Origin of the sequence: Mycobacterium sp. 360MFTsu5.1 (assembly GCF_000383495.1) — a bacterium.
Taxonomy (GTDB): domain Bacteria; phylum Actinomycetota; class Actinomycetes; order Mycobacteriales; family Mycobacteriaceae; genus Mycobacterium; species Mycobacterium mucogenicum_B.
On record NZ_KB911474.1, the window covers coordinates 82,543 to 99,420 of the forward strand.

A 16,878-nucleotide genomic window follows, 5' to 3' on the forward strand; every position below is an offset into this window, starting at 1 on the left:
CTAGATCAGCGTGGACCAATAGCTCCAGAATCGATCAAGGATCAGCAGGGCGATCGCAGTGATCCACACGGCGTACAGCGGCCACCGCCACTGGTACAGGGTGTTCACCACTTTGTTGTCAGCAGCCAAGGGCCGCAACGCAATTGATGCCACCACGATCAGCAGCGCCACGGTGACGACCCAGACCACCATGCAGTACGGGCACAGGGCGCCGATCTCGTACAGGCTCTGGTAGATCAGCCAGTGCACGAACACCGTGCCCAGCAGCGTGCCACCGGCCAGACCCGCCCAGTACCACCGCGGCAGCCGAACGCCCGCGACGGCAAGCACACCCGTCACGATCACGACGCTGAAGGCGGCGATGCCCAGGAGCGGGTTCGGGAACCCGAACAGCGAGGCCTGTTTGGTCAGCATCACCGACCCGCAGGACAGCACCGGGTTGATGCTGCACGACGGGACGTACGACGGGTTCTGCAGCTGCCGGACCTTCTCGACCGTCAGCACGAACGCGGCGAGTTCGCCGATGATTCCGGCGAGGAGAATCCAGACGGCGGCGGGGCGGCTGACTGCCACCCCCGCCTGCCGTTCGGATGTGTCGACGTCGGTCACTGGTGTGGCGCCGGAGCGGGCTGCGGTGCCGGGGCGCCCGGAGCCGGAGCGGCGGGGGCCGCCGGCGCGGCGGGCAGGCTCGGCAGATCCGGCGCGATGGCCTTGATCTTCTCGATCAGGCTGTTCGGGTCGCCGTTCGGGACCAGGCTGGTCTCGGTGCCGTTGATCTTGATGGTCGGCGTGCCCTGAATCTCGGCGTTGCGGGCCATGTTGTTGACCATCTCGGTGTAGACGCCGTTCTCGACGCACTTGCTGAGCGGATCATTCGGCCCGACGGCGACACCGGACTGGCGCGCGTACTCCAGCAGCTTGGCGTTGTCGGGGAACGACGCCGCGGTCTCCTCGGGCTGGTTCTTGTACAGCGCTTCGTGGAAGCGCCGGAACGCGGCCTTGTCCTCGTCGGCGACGCAGTACGCCATGGCGCCGGCGCGCGTCGAGTACGACTTCGGGTCGCCGCGGCCGATGATCGAGACGATGTTGTAGTCGACGGCGATGTCGCCGTTGTCGATCAGCTTGGCGATCGTCGGGCCGTACGTCTTCTCGAAGACGCCGCAGACCGGGCAGAGGAAGTCCTCGTAGATCGTCAGGGTGACCTTCGGATCCTTGGTGCCGGGGTTGGTGACGACGTTGCTCGCCGCGATCTGGACCGCCTGCACCTTGTGCGGGTCGGCTTTGGGCTTGCCGTTCATGACGATGTACGCCACCAGTACCACCGCGAAGATGATGACAAGCGCGGTCAGCCCGCCCTTGACCACCCAGTCCCGCTTGCGGTCCGCAGCCTTCAGGTCATAGCTGGCGTTCTTCGATGACTTCGACGATTTCGACGGCACGGCGTCAAGGGTACCGACGCCGTCCCCGAACTCGGCCGGAGCCGTACCTCAGCGGGTGAGGTGAGCCCGGAACGCGGAGATGAAATCCGCCGTCGCGACCGCGCTGTCGCCGCCGAGGGGGAAGAAGTTCGCGAAGGCGTGGACCAGGGACCCGTACCTGCGGTGGTCCACCGGCACCCCGGCGGCGGCCAGTGCCGCGGCGTAGGCGTCGCCTTCGTCGCGCAGCGGATCGAACCCACCGGTGAGCACCAGCGCGGGCGGCAGCCCCGACAGATCCTCTGCCAGCAGCGGCGACACCCGTGGATCCGCCGGATCGAGCGCCGATTCGGCGAGGTAGTTGGCCCGGAACCAGTCCATGTCGACCTTGCTCAGGAAGTAGCCGTCGGCGAACAGCACCTTCGACCGTGTGTCCCCCGCGAAATTCGTGACCGGATAGATCAGTAGCTGCAGGGCCGGCAGCGGCGCGTGGTTGTCGCGGGCCCGCTGCGACACGACGGCCGCCAGGTTGCCGCCGGCGCTGTCACCGCCCACCGCGATCTTCGCCGGGTCGGCGCCCAGCCGCGCCGCGTTCTCCACGCACCAGAGATAGGTGGCGTAGCAGTCGTCGGAGGCGGCCGGAGCCGGATGCTCGGGAGCCAGCCGGTATTCGACGGAGACGACGTGCACGCCGGCGTCGCGGCTGATGAGCCGGCACAGCCCGTCATGTGACTCGATACCGCCGACGACGAATCCGCCGCCGTGGAAGAAGACCAGCAGCGGCGCGGGACCGGTGTCGTCGGGCTGGTAGTGCCGCGCGCGCAGGGGTTCGACCGGACCGGGAACCGTGAAGTCGGTCATCGTGACGGCGATCGCCGGGTCGAGGTACTGCGACAACGCCAGCAGCTGAGTGCGCGAGACGTTGATGTCGCTGCTCACCACCAGGCCCCCGGCGCCGGTGGCGTTCTGCGCCGCCAGCATCAGCTGCAGAGTGGTGTCCAGGGTGTTGCCGTCGATCGTGACGCGACGCCCGCCGAGCAGCACGCGCTTCAGCCGATCGGGAATCTTGGGAAGGATGCGCAGGGCGATGCCGCCGGCCCGGGTCAGGACCGCCAGGCGCAGGCGACTCGGCCGTCCCGCGGCCGGATGCTCTGGCCGGACGACCAGTTCGACGTCGGTTGTCACTGCCGCCGGCACAGCGTCGCCTGGCATGCTCATGGTCATGGCTGATCCTTCAGGTGCTCCGAGTCCAACACTGACGCTCAACGACGGTACGTCCATTCCGGTGGTGGGTCTCGGGGTGTGGCAGACACCGGCCGAGGACACCGAACGCGCCGTCAGTGCAGCATTGCACGCCGGATATCGCCATATCGACACCGCGGCGGCCTACGGCAACGAAGACGGCGTCGGACGGGCCGTCGCCGCCTCCGGCCTCCCGCGCGAAGAGGTCTACATCACCACCAAGCTGTGGAACTCCGAACAGGGTTACGAGAAGACCCTCGCCGCGTTCGACGCCAGCATGGCGCGGTTGGGGCTCGACTACCTCGACCTCTACCTCATCCACTGGCCGACGCCCGCGCAGAACCTGTTCATCGACACCTTCAAGGCTTTCGCGCACCTGCGTGACCAGGGGCGAATCCGCGCGATCGGTGTCAGCAACTTCGAGCCCGAGCACCTCAAACTGCTCATCGACGCCACCGGGATCGTGCCCGCGGTGAACCAGATCGAACTGCATCCGCGACTGCCGCAGGCCGAGCTGCGCGAAACGCACGCCCGCTACGGGATCGCCACCGAGGCCTGGAGTCCGCTGGGGCAGGGTTCCCTGCTCGAGGACCCGATCGTCACCGCCATCGCAGAGCGACACGGAAAAACGCCAGCGCAGGTGCTGATTAGGTGGCATATCCAGCTGGGTAATATCGTCATCCCGAAATCGGTGAACCCAGACCGGATTGCGAGCAATTTCAACGTGTTTGATTTCGAGCTGAGCGAAGCGGACATCGCGTCCATCGCGACCCTCGACAACGGCACCCGCCTGGGCCCGGATCCACGAACATTCAACTTCACAGGGTAGGTGACATGGCCTCCGCAGAGATTCCCAATGTGGCGCTCCACGACGACAATACGATTCCGGCGCTTGGCCTCGGCGTCGCCGAGCTGTCGGACGCCGACACCGAGCGTGCCGTCTCAGCCGCGCTCGAGATGGGTATCCGCCTGATCGACACCGCCGCCGTCTACGGCAACGAGGAAGCCGTCGGGCGGGCCATCGCGTCGTCGGGCATCCCGCGCGCCGAGATCTTCGTGACGACCAAGCTGGCCAACGCCGACCAGGGTTTCCAGGCCGGCCAGGACGCATTCAAGGTCAGCCTCGACAAGCTCGGCCTGGAGTACGTGGACCTCTACATGATCCACTGGCCCGCCGGCGACATCAGCAAGTACGTGGACAGCTGGGGCGCCCTGATCAAGCTGCACAACGACGGCACCGCGAAGTCGATCGGCGTCTGCAACTTCACCGACGAGGACCTGTCGACCATCATCGACCTGAGCTACGTCAGCCCGGTCGTCAACCAGATCGAGCTGCACCCGCTGCTGAACCAGTCGGCGCTGCGCGCGGTGCACGCCGAGCGCGGCATCGTCACGCAGGCCTACAGCCCGCTGGGCGTCGGCAACCTGCTGACCCACCCGACCGTGCAGTCCATCGCCGCCGAGTACGGCAAGACCCCGGCGCAGGTGCTGATCCGCTGGAACCTGCAGCTCGGCAACTCGGTCATCCCCCGCTCGTCGTCGCCGGAGCGCATCGCCGAGAACCTCGACGTGTTCGGCTTCGAGCTGGCTGCCGAGCACATGGACGCCCTGAACGGGCTGGACGACGGCACCCGCTACCGCCCGGACCCCGCCACCTACACCGGCATCTGAGGCCGCCGGCGGGTTCATCAACCGCTACCGACACAAATGGTCGTTCTCCCCTGGGGAGGACGACCATTTGTGTTTGGCGCGAACGATTTTGGGTAGTCGCGACGAGCGACTGCGCTCCCCTGTCACAGATGTGCCCAGTGGGTCACGTGTGTCGATTGTGGAAAAACTCGCAGCAATTGATTCGTGTTAACTATCCCACTATTACCTCCGGTGCGTTAATTTGATATTGCGTCCATTTATTCCGGCGCAACCAGACATCATCGAGCAGGGGGTTCGAGAAATGGTTCACTCATTCAGGAACACTTCGCAATTAACGACTCCGACAATTGGTCGCCTCTCCCAGCGCTTGCTAATGGGCGCGGCAACAATTGGACTGGGCGCATTGCTATTCACATTCGGAGCGGGCACGGCGCAGGCCGACACCTCCACCTCCGGGGTCACGAGCCACGCCAACGCACCCACCTCGAGTAGCCCGGTGGGCGGCATCGCAGGCGCGCTCGACGGCACGGTGAAGACCGTTGCCGGTGCGCTCCACGGCACCACCAAGACCCTGGCCGCTGACCTCAACGGCACCACCCACACCGTCGCCGCCGACCTCGACGGCACGACCAAGACCGTCGCCGGCGGACTCCACAACACCACCAAGACGGCCGCGGGCGCACTCGATGGCACCACCAAGACCGTCGCCGGTGCACTCAACGGCACCTTGAAGACCATCGGCGGCATTTTCGGGCGCCGCTGAACAGGTCCCACGACAGGCAGGAGCGAATTTGGCATCAGGCTGCGGCGAAATATCGACAGAACACTGAATCGACGGCATTCCGGCATCCAATTCAGTAGCCCCGCTATCGATTATTTCGTCGTGTCCGCCGAATGAGATGAGCAGATATTGGTTGCCGAGTTGCGGTAGCTCGGCAACCAATATCTGCGCAATTCGCGCCAGACCCTATTCGAATTAGCCGGTTCGCCACCTAGACACATTCCAGCAAATGACCAACCGCCATTTGTTGTGCAGAATCACCCATACCGGCAACAAAACCGCAGAAGCTCGGTGATGTACTACGACCTAGCCCGTCGGGCAGGTGGCCGCGGCATCCCGTAAGACGGGCACCGACGGCGCGTCCACGGGCAGCCCATAGCCACGCAGCACCGCGATGTACTGCACCGCGTACTGGCACCAGAAGCCATGGTTCGGCGGCATCCAGTCCGAGGGCTGCTTGTCGCCCTTGTCCTGGTTCGCTTTCCCCGACACCGCGAGCAGATTCGCCGGATCGTTGGCGAATCGGAGCCGGAGCTCGTCGTTCCAGTCCCTGGCCCCGAGGTCCCAGGCCAGCGCGAGCGGCACGATGTGATCGATCTGCACCGCCGCGCCGATCTGGTTGCCGCGCGTGAAGGCGATGGTGTCGTTCGTGTACGGGTCGCGCAGCACACCGGTCTTCACCGCCTGCGGGCACCGTTTGAGCGACACGACGGTCTTGTCGGTCAGATCCCGGTTCAGGATGTCGTTGCGGGTGTCGCAGCCGTTGTGGCCCTCGGGCGCCGAATTGTCGTCGGTCCAGGACTCGCCGAACGCCGCGCGCCGGTAGTTCGGGTCGCGCACGCGCCGTGGGACGACGGCCAGGCCCGCCAGGAGGTCGGTACCGGGGGCGACAGTCGGGACGACGGCACCGTCGACGCCATCGGCAACCGCGGCCGGCTCGTCGGCCGTGCCGACCTGGATGGCCACCACCACCGCCAGCACCACAGCCGCCACCAACCACAGCAGGCGCTTCACGCCTTGTCCAGGTACTCGACGCGATCGGTATCGACGAACTGCGCGGCCAGTGCGGACATGCCCGGATCATCCGGATTCTGCGCGTACGCCGCCTGGCAGAAGGCCCGGGCCGACTCGATGACTTCCTGATGGTCGGCCAGCGACAGGAATCGCAGGTGCCCGGCCCGCCCGGATTGGTTGAGGCCCAGGACGTCGCCCTCGCGGCGCTCCTGCAGGTCGAGATCGGCCAGTTCGAAGCCATCGAGGGTCCCGGCCACCGCCTCCAGCCGGGCGCCGGCCTTCGATCCCGGCGGCAGCTTGGTCGCGAGCAGGCACAGGCTGGCGTGTGAGCCGCGGCCGATGCGGCCGCGCAGCTGATGCAGCTGGCTGATGCCGAAGCGGTCCGCGTCCATCACGACCATGACCGTCGAGTTGGGGACGTCGACGCCGACCTCGATGACGGTGGTACACACCAGCACATCGATCTGTCCGGCCCGGAAGGCCGACATGATGGCGTCCTTCTCGTCGCCCGGCAGCCGGCCGTGCATGAGCCCCAGCTTCAGGCCCTCCAGCGGCCCCGCGCGCAGCTTGTCGTACAGCTCGACGACGGTGACCGGCGGTGGACCGGCCTGATTCTTCTCGTCACCCGTCTTGTCGTTCTCGTCGATCCGGGAGGCCACCACGTAGGCCTGCCGGCCGGCCGCGACCTCTTCACGGATGCGGGCCCACGCCCGGTCGAGCCACGCCGGCTTCTGGGTGACGAAGATGGTCTTGGTGTCGATCGGCTGCCGGCCCCGCGGCAGCTCCCGCATGGTCGAGGTCTCCAGATCGCCGTACACGGTCAGCGCGACGGTACGCGGGATCGGGGTCGCCGTCATCACCAGCAGGTGCGGCGTCAGACCGTCGGGAGCCTTGGCGCGCAAGCGGTCTCGCTGTTCCACCCCGAACCGGTGCTGCTCGTCGACCACCACCATGCCGAGCCGGTCGAACTCCACCGCGTCCTGCAGCAGGGCGTGGGTGCCGATGACGATGCCGGCCCGCCCACTCGCCACCTCCTCGCGCACCTGCCGTTTCTGTTGCGCGGTCATGGATCCGGTCAGCAGCGCCACCGACGTCGCATCGTCGGGGGCACCGAGCTGGCCCGCCATGGCGAGCGGCCCCAGCACGTCGCGAACGGACCGCGCGTGTTGCACGGCAAGCACTTCCGTCGGGGCGAGCAGCGCGCACTGGTATCCGGCGTCGACCATCTGCAGCATGGCGATCAGCGAGACGATGGTCTTGCCCGAGCCGACCTCGCCCTGCAGCATCCGGTTCATGGGGCGGGACTCGGACAGCTCGGCCGACAGCACCTCGAGCACGTCACGTTGGCCCGCGGTCAACTCGAACGGCAGCCGGTCACGCAGGGCGGCCGCGAGACCGGTGTCGATCGGCGGCGCCGGCGGACCGGATTGCGACTGGGTGCCGTGCCGACGGGCGGCCAGTGCCCACTGCAGCCCGGCGGCCTCGTCGAAAGTCAGCCGCTCCCTGGCCTGTTCGCGATCGGCTTCACGCTCGCCCAGGTGGATGTCGCGCAGCGCCTGGTCCTCCGAGATCAGGCCCCGCTGCACCCGGATGGATTCCGGCAGCGGGTCGGCTATCGGGTCCAGCACGGCGAGCACCTGCAGGATGCAGGCGTAGATGTCCCAGCTCTGCACCTTGGCGCACGCCGAGTAGATCGGGAAGAACTCCCGCTCGAACGCCGACATCTGCAGTTCGCCGTGCATCTTCTCGGAGGCGTCGGCGATCTTCTTCAGCGCCGGCGAACCGAACGTGCGGCCGGCGCCCGAACCCAGGACCAGGTGCGCGGGATGCGTCAATTGCATTGTGCGGCCGTAGAATCCGACCACGCCCGACAGCATCACCCGGGTGCCCTCGACGAGGGATTTCTTGAGGAACTTGGCGTTGAAGAAGGTCGCGGTGACCTTCGGGTTGCGGTTCCCGAGGGTGACCACCAGGTATTCGCGCTTGGGCGCCCGGTTGGTCCAGCGCGTCTCCGCCTTGGTGATGACATCGACGAACGTGACGTGGTCGCCTTCTTCGGGCAGCTCGGTGTCTTCACCGAGCACCGTCATGCCCTGGCTGTACTTGCGCGGATAGTGCCGCAACAGATCGTTGACGGTGCGGATACCGAGGAATTCTTCCAGTGGCGCAGCCGATTTCGCGCCCAGTACGTGCACCAGTGAGTCGGTCAGCGCGACCACCGCTACTCCACTCCTATCAGTAGCGCGTCGCCGCGGTGACCGGTGTGATAGGTCACCAACTCGGCCGCCAGGTGCTCCTGGCGCACGTGTTCGGCGAGCGCGACGCCCACCTCGGCGTCGACACCCGCGCCGGTCAGCACCGTGACCAGTTCTCCGCCCGACGACAACAGCAGGTCGATCAGCCCGCTGGCGGCACTGACCAGATCGTGCCCGACGATCAGCACCTCGTCACCGGCGATGCCCAGTCCGTCCCCCGGACGGCACCGCCCGGCCCACGTCAGCGCCGCCTCGGTCGCGATCCGTACCGATCCGTGGCGGGCGCCTGCCGCGGCGCGCGCCATGTTGTAACCGTCGTCGACGGCCTGCCGGGCGGGGTCGTGCACGGCCAGCGCCGCCAATCCCTGCACCATGGATCCGGCCGGTACCGGCACGACGTCCATGCCCCAGCTGATTGCCGTGGCGCAGCCGGCCACCAACTCCTCGGCGGCCAGAAAACCGTTGGGCAGCACCATGATCTGCGCGGCACCCGTGCCGACCAGCCCGGCCAGGAACTGCTGCGCACTGACCGGTCCGTCGCCGGGCCGCAGCACGTGCGCGCCCTCGCCGCCGAACAGCTCCCCCGCGCCGTCGCCGTCGACGATCGCCAGCACGGCGCGGTCGCGGCTCCAGCCGCCGGACGGGTGGGCCCCGGCCGCCCCGATCAGCGCGGTGACCTGAATCCGGCTGACGGTGCCCAGATCGAGGGCGGCCTCGATCGCGGCGCCGGCGTCGTCGGCGTGCACATGCACGCTGTATTGGACGCCGGCGATCGCGGCGGCGATGGCAACCGATTCACCGAGTCGCAGCAGCCGGGCGCGCAGGACCTCGACGTTGTCCGGGTCGCAGTCGCCCAGCAGGTACATCACCTCGAATTGTGGTGCTGCGCCGTTGATTTCGTGGTGGTCATGGTGGTCGTGACCGTGCTCTGCCCGCGCCTGCCCGGGTTGGTACTGAGGCCGGGGCGTCGAGCCGCCGGACAGCGTCACGGTCAGGGCGTCGAGCAGGACCAGCAGGCCGCGTCCGCCGGCGTCGACGACACCCGCTTCCGCGAGCACGTCGAGCTGATCGGTGGTGCGTTCGAGCGCTGCCGCGGCGGTATCCGAGACGGCGGCGGCCATGGTCGCGAGGTCGGTCACGCCGTCCTGACTCTCGGCTTCCAGCGCGGCCGCCTGCAGCACCGACACGATGGTTCCGGGCACCGTCTGCCCGACCGACGCGACGGCCAGTACCTGGGCGTGGTGCAGGGCCGCAGTGAACTCCGGCGCCGTGATCTCGCCGCACTCTCTGTCCTCACCGCGTTGCAACGCGGCCTCGGCGACCACGTCGGCCACGCCGCGGAGGATCTGCGACAGGATGACGCCCGAGTTGCCCCGGGCGCCGTGCAACGCCCCGGCCGACAACGCGGCCGACACCGCCACCACGTCATTGCCCGCCGTCTTGACGGCCTCGTCGGCCCGAGCGGCGGCAGCACGCATGGTGAACAGCATGTTGGTGCCGGTGTCGGAATCGGCGACGGGATAGACGTTCAGCCGGTTGATCTCGTCGGTGTGGGCGATGAGGTGCAGGACCGCGGTGTGCGCCCAGTCACGCAAGGCGATCCCATCCAGCGGACGGGGTATGCGACCCACGCCAGCTGACATGTGACCTCCATCGCGTCCGCCCGGGTTCACCCCGATTCTCCAGTCGCCCGCCGGGTGCCCCTCGGCGCCCCGCCAGCCTAGCCACTGGCCCCGACAAATCTCCTGACCAGCTCCCGTGGAACCGCCGTCACCAGACCCATTTTGGTGATCGTCGGGCCGCCCGGTATCCTGATCAGGTTGTCTGTTCGCGCCGCACAACCCTGTGGCCGTCGGACTCAGACCCCAAGTACTGATTTTCGAGGAGTTCTTCATGGCCGCCGTGTGCGACATCTGCGGAAAGGGACCGGGCTTCGGCATGTCCGTCTCGCACTCCCACCGTCGGACCAACCGCCGCTGGGATCCGAATATCCAGACCGTGCGTGCCGTCGACCGTCCGGGTGGCAACCGCAAGCGCGTCAACGCCTGCACCTCCTGCCTCAAGGCCGGCAAGGTCACCCGCGGCTAGTTTCGGCTACCGCCGGGCGGATTGATTCCGCCTGACAACTGAAAGCTTCACACCTAAGCGCTGCACGAATCCCGTGCAGCGCTTTCGTGTGTCTTCAGCCCGATGTGGAGGCGCGTGAGCGGCCGCAAAGTGCACGCCGAAATCGGCGTGTCGCCGTACATACACGCCCGCTCGCGGGAAAGCGGCTAGGGCAGGCGCCAGTCGATGGGTTCGGCGCCGAAGCGCGTCAGCAGCTCGTTGGCCCGGCTGAACGGCCGGGACCCGAAGAACCCGCGTGACGCCGACAGCGGCGACGGGTGCACCGATTCGATGCTCGCGCAGCGTTCGCCGGTCAGCATGGGCTTGAGGGTCTGCGCGTCCCGGCCCCACAACACCGCCACGAGCGGCTGCGGCCGCTCGATCAGCGCGTTGATCGCGCATTCGGTGACGGCCTCCCAGCCTTTCCCGCGGTGCGACGCGGGATTGCCCGGCCGGACCGTCAGCACCCTGTTCAGCATCATGACGCCCTGCTTCGACCACGGGCTCAGGTCACCGCAACTGGGCGGCTCGTAGCCCAGGTCGGCGGTGTACTCGGTGAAGATGTTGGACAGGCTGCGCGGCAGCGGCCGCACGTCGGGTGCCACCGAGAAACTCAGCCCGACGGCATGCCCGGGCGTCGGATAGGGGTCCTGGCCGACGATCAGCACCCGCACCTCGTCGAAGGGGAAGGTGAAGGCGCGCAACACGTTCTCCCCCGCCGGCAGATAGCCGTGGCCGGCCGCGTTCTCGGCGCGCAGGAATTCACCCATCGCGGTGATTTGCGGGGCGACGGGCTCCAGGGCCGTGGCCCAGCCGGGGTCGATCAGGTCGTGCAGGGGTCGGGCAGTCACGCCAGTACCTTACTGACCGAACGATTCCCAGCCGCCGACTCCATGCCAGGGCGCGCCGTCGACCGTCACGCGCGGGTCCCCCGAACCGACCGTCCCGATCGCCCGCCACCCCACGGGCAGTGCGCCACCGAAGGTGCCGACCAGCACGTGATCTTCGCCGCCGCCGAGCACCCAGTCGCGGGCGTCAGCGCCCACCATCGCGGCCGCCGGCGTCAACATCGCCACGTCGGCCTCGAGCGCTGCCATCGACAGGTCGATCGCCACACCCGAAGCCGCCGCGATGTGGCCGAGGTCGGCGACCAGGCCGTCGGACACGTCCGTCAAGGCCGTCGCGCCCGCCGCCGCGGCAGCCGGTCCCTGGCCATAGGCCACGTGCGGCACCAGATGCCGTCGGCGCAACTCGTCGAACTCGTGGATACCTTTGCGCCACAAGTCATATCCCGCTCCCGACCAGCCCACGTCACCGACCACCGCGACGGTGTCCCCCGGTTGCGCACCGGAGAGCAGCACGGGCGGGCGGCCACCCAGGTCACCGAGCACCGTCACCGACACCACCCACTGCGGCGCGGCCACCAGATCACCACCCACGATTCCGGCACCGAATTTCGTTGCCTCCGACCACATTCCGTCGGACAGCAGCTGCGCATCCGCGGCCTCCGTGTCGACCGGCGCCCCGAAGCCGACGACGAACGCGTAGGCCCGCCCGCCCATGGCCTCGATGTCCGCGGCATTCTGCGCAATTGCCTTGCGCCCCACGTCATGCGGCGTCGACCAGTCCCGCCGGAAATGCCGGCCCTCGACCAGCATGTCGGTGGACACCACGACCCGGCCGTCGGCGACCGTCAGCAGGGCGGCATCATCACCCGGGCCGACGACGACTTCGGCGGGCTGGGTGCGGCGGGCGGTGATCCGCCCGATGAACGCGAACTCGCCGAGCCCCGCCAGGGTCTCCCCGGATTCCGCGCTGGTCATGGTGGTGGAGTCTATGCAGGCTCACCGCCGTCAGCTTCCCCGGGCGGCGGGCGCTTAGAGTGGCCGTCATGACCGAACCCGGTGACCGCAACGATCTGACGGGCGATCCGGATGGGCCGCCCCGCGGCGCCATCATCGCTGCCGTCGTCGTGGCGGTCGCCGCGATCGTCGGTCTGCTCGCGTATGCCGCGCTGCGGCAGGCACCTGCCGACAAGCCCGTTGCGCTCCCGCTCGCCGGCGCCCCGGCACCGCAGGCCGACAGCGACCAGTGCCGAGCCCTCCTCGCGACGCTGCCGGACACCATGGGCGACTTCCGGCGGGCGACGCTCGCCGACCCCGCCCCGGCCGGCGCCGCGGCGTGGCTGGGCCCGACCGGCATCGACACGGTGGTGCTGCGCTGCGGCGTCGAGCGGCCCGACGATTTCGTCGTCGGCGCGCCGCTGCAGATGGTCAATGCGGTGTCGTGGTTCGAGGCCAGCGGACCGAGTGCCAGTACCTGGTACGCAGTCGACCACGGCACGCCGGCCACCTACGTCGCGCTGACGCTGCCGCAGGGCTCCGGTCCCACGCCGATCCAGACCATCTCCGAGCTCATCGAAAAGGTGATGCCGGCCCGCCCGCTGGACCCGGCACCGGCCCGCTAGCGCAGGCCCGTCCCGCGCCGGAGCGCGGTGTCCACCATGACACTGAGCAGTGTGGCGTAGTCGACCCCACTGGCCGCCCACATCTGCGGGTACATCGAGATGGTGGTGAAGCCGGGCATGGTGTTGATCTCGTTGATCACCGGCCCGTTCTCGGTCAGGAAGAAGTCGACGCGCGCCAGGCCCTGGCAGTCCAGCGCCTTGAACGCGCGGATGGCCAATTGCCTGATCTCGTCGGCGGTTTCGTCGTCGACCTTGGCGGGCACGTCGAGCTCGGCGGCGTCCTCGAGGTACTTGGTGGCGAAGTCGTAGAACCCGCCACCCACGCGAATCTCGCCCAGCTCGCTGGCCGCGACACGGCCGTCCGGGTACTCCAGCACACCGCATTCCACTTCGCGGCCCGGCATCGCGGCTTCGACGATCACCTTCGGATCATGTTGGCGCGCATAGGCGATGGCCTGATCCAGCTCGTCCCACGAGGCAACCCGGCTGACGCCGATGGACGATCCACCGCGGGCCGGCTTCACGAACACCGGCAGTCCCAGGCGCTCACGGTCATCCAGGCTCAGTGTCACATCGCGCGGCCGCAGCACCACCTGGTCGCCGATCGGCAGTCCGTCGGCGGCCAGCAGCTTCTTGGTGAATTCCTTGTCCATGCCGGCGGCACTGGCCAGCACACCGGCGCCGACGTACGGCACCCCGGCCAGTTCCAGCAGGCCCTGGATGGTGCCGTCCTCGCCGTACGGTCCGTGCAGCACCGGGAAGACGACGTCGACGGCCGTCAGCACCTGCGCGACGCCGTCCTGCAGCGACAGCAGTTCACCGCGGCGGTTCGGATCGGCGGCCAGCGTCAGCGCGGTGCCGGACGCCTCGGTGACACCCGGCAGCTGCCCGTCGGTGATGGCGAGGGTCTCCGGGCGGCCGTCTCCCAGCACCCAGGATCCCTCCGGGGTGATGCCGACGGCGACGACCTCGTAGCGGGCCGGGTCCAGGTTGCGCAGGATGCTCCCGGCCGAAACACAGGAGATGGCGTGCTCCGAACTGCGTCCGCCGTAAACGACGGCGACCCGGGTACGGCCGGTGGCTCCTGAGGATTGAGGGGCAGTCACAACCTAGAGAGGCTACCTGGCTACCCCAGTGCACCCGTGATGTCGGCCAGCAGGTCGTCGGTGTCCTCGATGCCGAGCGATATCCGCGCAAAACCCGGCTCGACCGCATCGCCCCAGCGTGCGCGCCTGTCGACCGAGGTGTGGATGCCGCCGAAACTGGTCGCGGCGACGAGCAGCCGGCTGCGGTTCACCAGGTCCCGGACGGCGGCGGCATCGGCCAACTCGATGGCGATCAGGCCGCCGAAACGTCGCATCTGATCGCGGGCGACGGCATGCGCCGGATCGGTGGGCAGGCCGGGATACCGCACCGCCCGCACGGCGGGGTGCCCCTCGAGTGTCATCGCCAGCGCGAGCGCGTTGCCGCATTGGCGCTCGAACCGCAGACCGGCGGTGCCGAGGCTCCGGAGCGCCAACCAGGCCTCGAAGTGGCCGAGGATCGCGCCGGCCAGCAGCCGGTCCCGTTCGATGGCGGCCATGAGCTCGCGGTGGCACCCGGCGACGTAGCCGGCGATCAGATCGCTGTGCCCGGACAGCCCCTTCGTCGCGCTGGCGACCACCAGATCCGCGCCGAGCGACAGTGGCCGCTGGCCCAGCGGGGTTGCGGCGGTGTTGTCGACCACCAAAGTCGCGCCGCGGGCGCGGCAGATCGTGGACAGCCGGTGCAGGTCGACGACGTCCAGCGTCGGGTTGACCGGGGATTCGGCGAGCACGACGTCGGCGCCGACGGCGGCGTCGTACATCTGCGCGGCGCTCGCCTCGATCACCGTGACGCCGCGGGCCGCGAGATGCTCGGCCGCGTATCGGCGCACCTGGTAGTAACCGTCGGCGGGGACCACCAGAGTGGTGCCCGGGGTCGCCAGTACCCGCAGCGCCGACGAAATGGCGGCCATTCCCGAGGAGAACGTGAGCGCCGACACGGCGCCCTCCAGTTCGGCGAGAGCCGATTCCAGTTGGCGCCAAGCCGGATTGGAGTTGCGGCCGTAGAAGTCCAGACCGTCCGATTCATCGTCGGACAAGTGGTAGGCCGCCACCGGAACCGGCGGCGGCGCCACCGGCTGTCCTGGAACCCGTTGCGACGCAGTCGCTTTGACGCTACGGGTGGAGTCGCCGAGCTGACCGTCCACGACTCACTCCGGCTTGGTGCTGCGGCCGAGCAACAACGCGAACGCCTGGTCCACCGACAAACCCTTGTGGCACACCCGGTTCACCGCGTCGGTCAGCGGCATCTCGACGTCGTAGCTCTCGGCGAGCGCCAGCACCGACTGGCAGGACGTGACGCCCTCGGCGACCTTGCCACTGGCCGCGGCCGTCGCCGACTCCATGGTGCCGCCGCGCGCCAGACGTTCGCCGAAGCTGCGGTTGCGGGACTGCGGCGAGGTGCAGGTCGCGACCAGATCACCGACGCCGGCCAGTCCGGCCAGCGTTACGCCCTTGGCGCCGAGCGCGATTCCCAATCGCATGATCTCTGCCAGCCCACGCGTGATGATCGCGGCGGCGGTGTTCTCGCCGAACCCGGCGCCCGCCGCCATCCCGCACGCCAGCGCGATGACGTTCTTGCAGGCCCCGCCCACTTCGGCGCCGATCACGTCGGCGCTGGTGTACGGGCGGAAGTAGCCGGTGGCGAATGCGCGCTGCAGCGCGACCGCACGTCCGGAATCGGTGCACGCGATGAGGGTGGCGGCGGGCTGCTCGTCCACTACTTCGCTGGCCAGGTTCGGGCCGCTGAGGACCGCGACGCGACTCGGATCGGCACCCGTCACCTGGACGATGACCTGGCTCATGCGCAACAGGTTGTCGAGCTCGATGCCCTTGGCCACGCTGACCAGCGTGGTGTCGTCACCCAGATATCCGGTCCAGGCGGACAGGTTGGTGCGCAGCGTCTGGGACGGCACCGCCAGCAGCACGGTGCAGGCGCCCGTCAGCGCCTCGGCGGGATCCGCCGTCGCCTTGATGGACGCCGGCAGCGCCCGGTCGCCGAGATATTTCGAGTTCCGGTGGGTCTCGTTGATCTCGCGTGCCACCTCGGCGCTGCGCGCCCACAACGTCACATTGTTGCCCGCGTCCGCCAGGACTTTCGCCAGTGCCGTCCCCCACGCGCCGGCACCCATCACCGCTGCCTCCACCACGCGTCAACAGTAGCCCCGCCGACGCTTTGGCAGTATGGCGGTCATGAGCGGCGACCCGAGGGTGCAGACGGCCGGTGATGTCACCGGTGTCGGGTTGATCATCGCGGTGAAACGGCTGGCCGCGGCCAAGACCCGACTGGCCCCCGTTTTCGCCGGCGATCTGCGCGAGCAGGTGGTGCTCGCGATGCTGCTCGACACCATCACCGCCGCCCTGGCCGTGCCGGCCGTCGGCTCGGTGACGGTCGTCACCCCCGACCCCGACGCCGCCGCCGCGGTGCGTGAACTCGGCGCCGATGTACTGGTGGACCCCACTCCGGCCGGACACCCCGATCCGTTGAACCACGCACTGGCCGCCACCGAGCGCGCGCTGCGGGACCGCGTGACGAACATCGCGGTGTTGCAGGGCGACCTGCCTGCACTGCGCACCGCCGAATTGGCCGACGCCATCGCCGGCGCCAGTCGGCATGCCCGCAGTTTCATCGCCGACCGGCACCGCACCGGCACCGCGGCCCTCTTCGCCTTCGGCGCCCCGCTGGTCCCCGAGTTCGGCACGGATTCCGCACGGCGCCATGCGGATTCGGGTGCGGTGGAGCTGGACGGCGAGTGGCCGGGACTGCGCTGTGACATCGACACCCCCGACGACCTCGAGACGGCGCGCCGGCTCGGTGTCGGCCCCGCCACGACCCGGATCGTCGGCGCGACGCTGCGTTGACCGT

General features: G+C 68.6%; 17 protein-coding genes. 6 read left to right on the forward strand and 11 right to left on the reverse strand.

What is annotated here, in order from left to right; all coding sequences use genetic code 11:
* Genes H289_RS0126070 through H289_RS0126080 form a run of 3 tightly spaced genes read right to left on the reverse strand, consistent with a single transcriptional unit; the run spans position 1 to position 2,639 of the window.
* Positions 1-609: a vitamin K epoxide reductase family protein gene (locus H289_RS0126070; protein ID WP_020103798.1), complete on the reverse strand. Its 609-nt coding sequence runs from the start codon at positions 607-609 to the stop codon at positions 1-3.
* Positions 606-1,439, reverse strand: a complete 834-nt coding sequence (locus H289_RS0126075) for a DsbA family protein (protein WP_020103799.1) — start codon at positions 1,437-1,439, stop codon at positions 606-608. The genes H289_RS0126070 and H289_RS0126075 overlap by 4 nt, the downstream gene beginning before the upstream one ends.
* A gap of 48 nt (positions 1,440-1,487) precedes the next feature.
* The gene (locus H289_RS0126080) at positions 1,488-2,639 is read right to left on the reverse strand and encodes an alpha/beta hydrolase (protein WP_020103800.1); all 1,152 of its coding nucleotides are present in this window, start codon (positions 2,637-2,639) and stop codon (positions 1,488-1,490) included.
* Between H289_RS0126080 and H289_RS0126085 the strand changes: the two genes are divergently transcribed.
* From H289_RS0126085 to H289_RS0126095, 3 genes are all read left to right on the forward strand, one after another.
* Complete coding sequence (locus tag H289_RS0126085) at positions 2,632-3,486, forward strand: aldo/keto reductase (protein WP_404822202.1); 855 nt, start codon at positions 2,632-2,634, stop codon at positions 3,484-3,486. The two genes, H289_RS0126080 and H289_RS0126085, sit on opposite strands and share 8 nt — an antisense overlap.
* Positions 3,487-3,491: 5 nt before the next feature.
* Positions 3,492-4,328, forward strand: a complete 837-nt coding sequence (locus H289_RS0126090; protein ID WP_020103802.1) for an aldo/keto reductase — start codon at positions 3,492-3,494, stop codon at positions 4,326-4,328.
* A gap of 382 nt (positions 4,329-4,710) precedes the next feature.
* Positions 4,711-5,070 (forward strand): hypothetical protein, encoded by a 360-nt coding sequence (locus tag H289_RS0126095; protein ID WP_131809957.1) that lies wholly within the window; start codon positions 4,711-4,713, stop codon positions 5,068-5,070.
* A gap of 324 nt (positions 5,071-5,394) precedes the next feature.
* Here H289_RS0126095 and H289_RS0126100 read toward each other — a convergent pair whose 3' ends face one another.
* From H289_RS0126100 to H289_RS0126110, 3 genes are read right to left on the reverse strand one after another with little or no spacing between them, the layout of a single operon-like run.
* Positions 5,395-6,102 carry an HNH endonuclease family protein gene (locus H289_RS0126100; RefSeq protein WP_020103804.1) on the reverse strand — a complete coding sequence of 236 codons (708 nt, stop codon included), beginning with the start codon at positions 6,100-6,102 and terminating at the stop codon, positions 5,395-5,397.
* The gene (gene recG, locus H289_RS0126105) at positions 6,099-8,321 is read right to left on the reverse strand and encodes an ATP-dependent DNA helicase RecG (RefSeq protein ID WP_020103805.1); all 2,223 of its coding nucleotides are present in this window, start codon (positions 8,319-8,321) and stop codon (positions 6,099-6,101) included. The genes H289_RS0126100 and recG overlap by 4 nt, the downstream gene beginning before the upstream one ends.
* A 2-nt stretch (positions 8,322-8,323) precedes the next feature.
* Positions 8,324-10,000 carry a DAK2 domain-containing protein gene (locus tag H289_RS0126110; RefSeq protein ID WP_029105765.1) on the reverse strand — a complete coding sequence of 559 codons (1,677 nt, stop codon included), beginning with the start codon at positions 9,998-10,000 and terminating at the stop codon, positions 8,324-8,326.
* A gap of 250 nt (positions 10,001-10,250) precedes the next feature.
* Between H289_RS0126110 and rpmB the strand changes: the two genes are divergently transcribed.
* Positions 10,251-10,445, forward strand: a complete 195-nt coding sequence (rpmB, locus tag H289_RS0126120; RefSeq protein ID WP_029105766.1) for a 50S ribosomal protein L28 — start codon at positions 10,251-10,253, stop codon at positions 10,443-10,445.
* A 185-nt stretch (positions 10,446-10,630) separates the two neighbouring features.
* Here the strand turns inward: rpmB and H289_RS0126125 are convergent, their stop codons facing one another.
* Positions 10,631-11,314 (reverse strand): uracil-DNA glycosylase, encoded by a 684-nt coding sequence (locus H289_RS0126125; protein WP_020103808.1) that lies wholly within the window; start codon positions 11,312-11,314, stop codon positions 10,631-10,633.
* Between the two features lie 9 nt (positions 11,315-11,323).
* Positions 11,324-12,286 (reverse strand): thiamine-phosphate kinase, encoded by a 963-nt coding sequence (locus H289_RS0126130; protein WP_020103809.1) that lies wholly within the window; start codon positions 12,284-12,286, stop codon positions 11,324-11,326.
* Positions 12,287-12,354: 68 nt separating this feature from the next.
* On the opposite strand from H289_RS0126130, the gene H289_RS0126135 reads away from it, so the two are divergent.
* On the forward strand, positions 12,355-12,930 hold the full coding sequence (locus tag H289_RS0126135) for a DUF3515 domain-containing protein (RefSeq protein ID WP_051128610.1): 576 nt from the start codon (positions 12,355-12,357) through the stop codon (positions 12,928-12,930).
* Here H289_RS0126135 and H289_RS0126140 read toward each other — a convergent pair.
* From H289_RS0126140 to H289_RS0126150, 3 genes are read right to left on the reverse strand one after another with little or no spacing between them, the layout of a single operon-like run.
* A complete protein-coding gene (locus H289_RS0126140; protein WP_020103811.1) occupies positions 12,927-14,036 on the reverse strand; it encodes a D-alanine--D-alanine ligase family protein in 1,110 nt (369 codons plus the stop codon). The genes H289_RS0126135 and H289_RS0126140 overlap by 4 nt on opposite strands.
* Positions 14,037-14,056: 20 nt before the next feature.
* Complete coding sequence (locus tag H289_RS0126145) at positions 14,057-15,160, reverse strand: cystathionine gamma-lyase (RefSeq protein WP_020103812.1); 1,104 nt, start codon at positions 15,158-15,160, stop codon at positions 14,057-14,059.
* A gap of 3 nt (positions 15,161-15,163) precedes the next feature.
* Positions 15,164-16,144, reverse strand: coding sequence for an NAD(P)H-dependent glycerol-3-phosphate dehydrogenase (locus H289_RS0126150; RefSeq protein WP_036421563.1), 981 nt, complete (start codon positions 16,142-16,144; stop codon positions 15,164-15,166).
* Positions 16,145-16,196: 52 nt separating this feature from the next.
* Between H289_RS0126150 and cofC the strand changes: the two genes are divergently transcribed.
* Complete coding sequence (gene cofC / locus H289_RS0126155; RefSeq protein ID WP_020103814.1) at positions 16,197-16,874, forward strand: 2-phospho-L-lactate guanylyltransferase; 678 nt, start codon at positions 16,197-16,199, stop codon at positions 16,872-16,874.
* Positions 16,875-16,878: the final 4 nt, after the last annotated feature.

Excerpts from the sequence above, each read along its gene's own strand:
- cofC (WP_020103814.1), top strand. The coding sequence starts at position 16,197 with ATGGCGGTCATGAGCGGCGACCCGAGGGTGCAGACGGCCGGTGATGTC.
- H289_RS0126090 (WP_020103802.1), top strand. The coding sequence starts at position 3,492 with ATGGCCTCCGCAGAGATTCCCAATGTGGCGCTCCACGACGACAATACG.
- H289_RS0126085 (WP_404822202.1), top strand. The coding sequence starts at position 2,632 with ATGGTCATGGCTGATCCTTCAGGTGCTCCGAGTCCAACACTGACGCTC.
- H289_RS0126135 (WP_051128610.1), top strand. The coding sequence starts at position 12,355 with ATGACCGAACCCGGTGACCGCAACGATCTGACGGGCGATCCGGATGGG.
- H289_RS0126080 (WP_020103800.1), bottom strand. The coding sequence starts at position 2,639 with ATGACCATGAGCATGCCAGGCGACGCTGTGCCGGCGGCAGTGACAACC.
- H289_RS0126150 (WP_036421563.1), bottom strand. The coding sequence starts at position 16,144 with ATGGGTGCCGGCGCGTGGGGGACGGCACTGGCGAAAGTCCTGGCGGAC.
- H289_RS0126110 (WP_029105765.1), bottom strand. The coding sequence starts at position 10,000 with ATGTCAGCTGGCGTGGGTCGCATACCCCGTCCGCTGGATGGGATCGCC.
- H289_RS0126130 (WP_020103809.1), bottom strand. The coding sequence starts at position 12,286 with ATGACCAGCGCGGAATCCGGGGAGACCCTGGCGGGGCTCGGCGAGTTC.
- rpmB (WP_029105766.1), top strand. The coding sequence starts at position 10,251 with ATGGCCGCCGTGTGCGACATCTGCGGAAAGGGACCGGGCTTCGGCATG.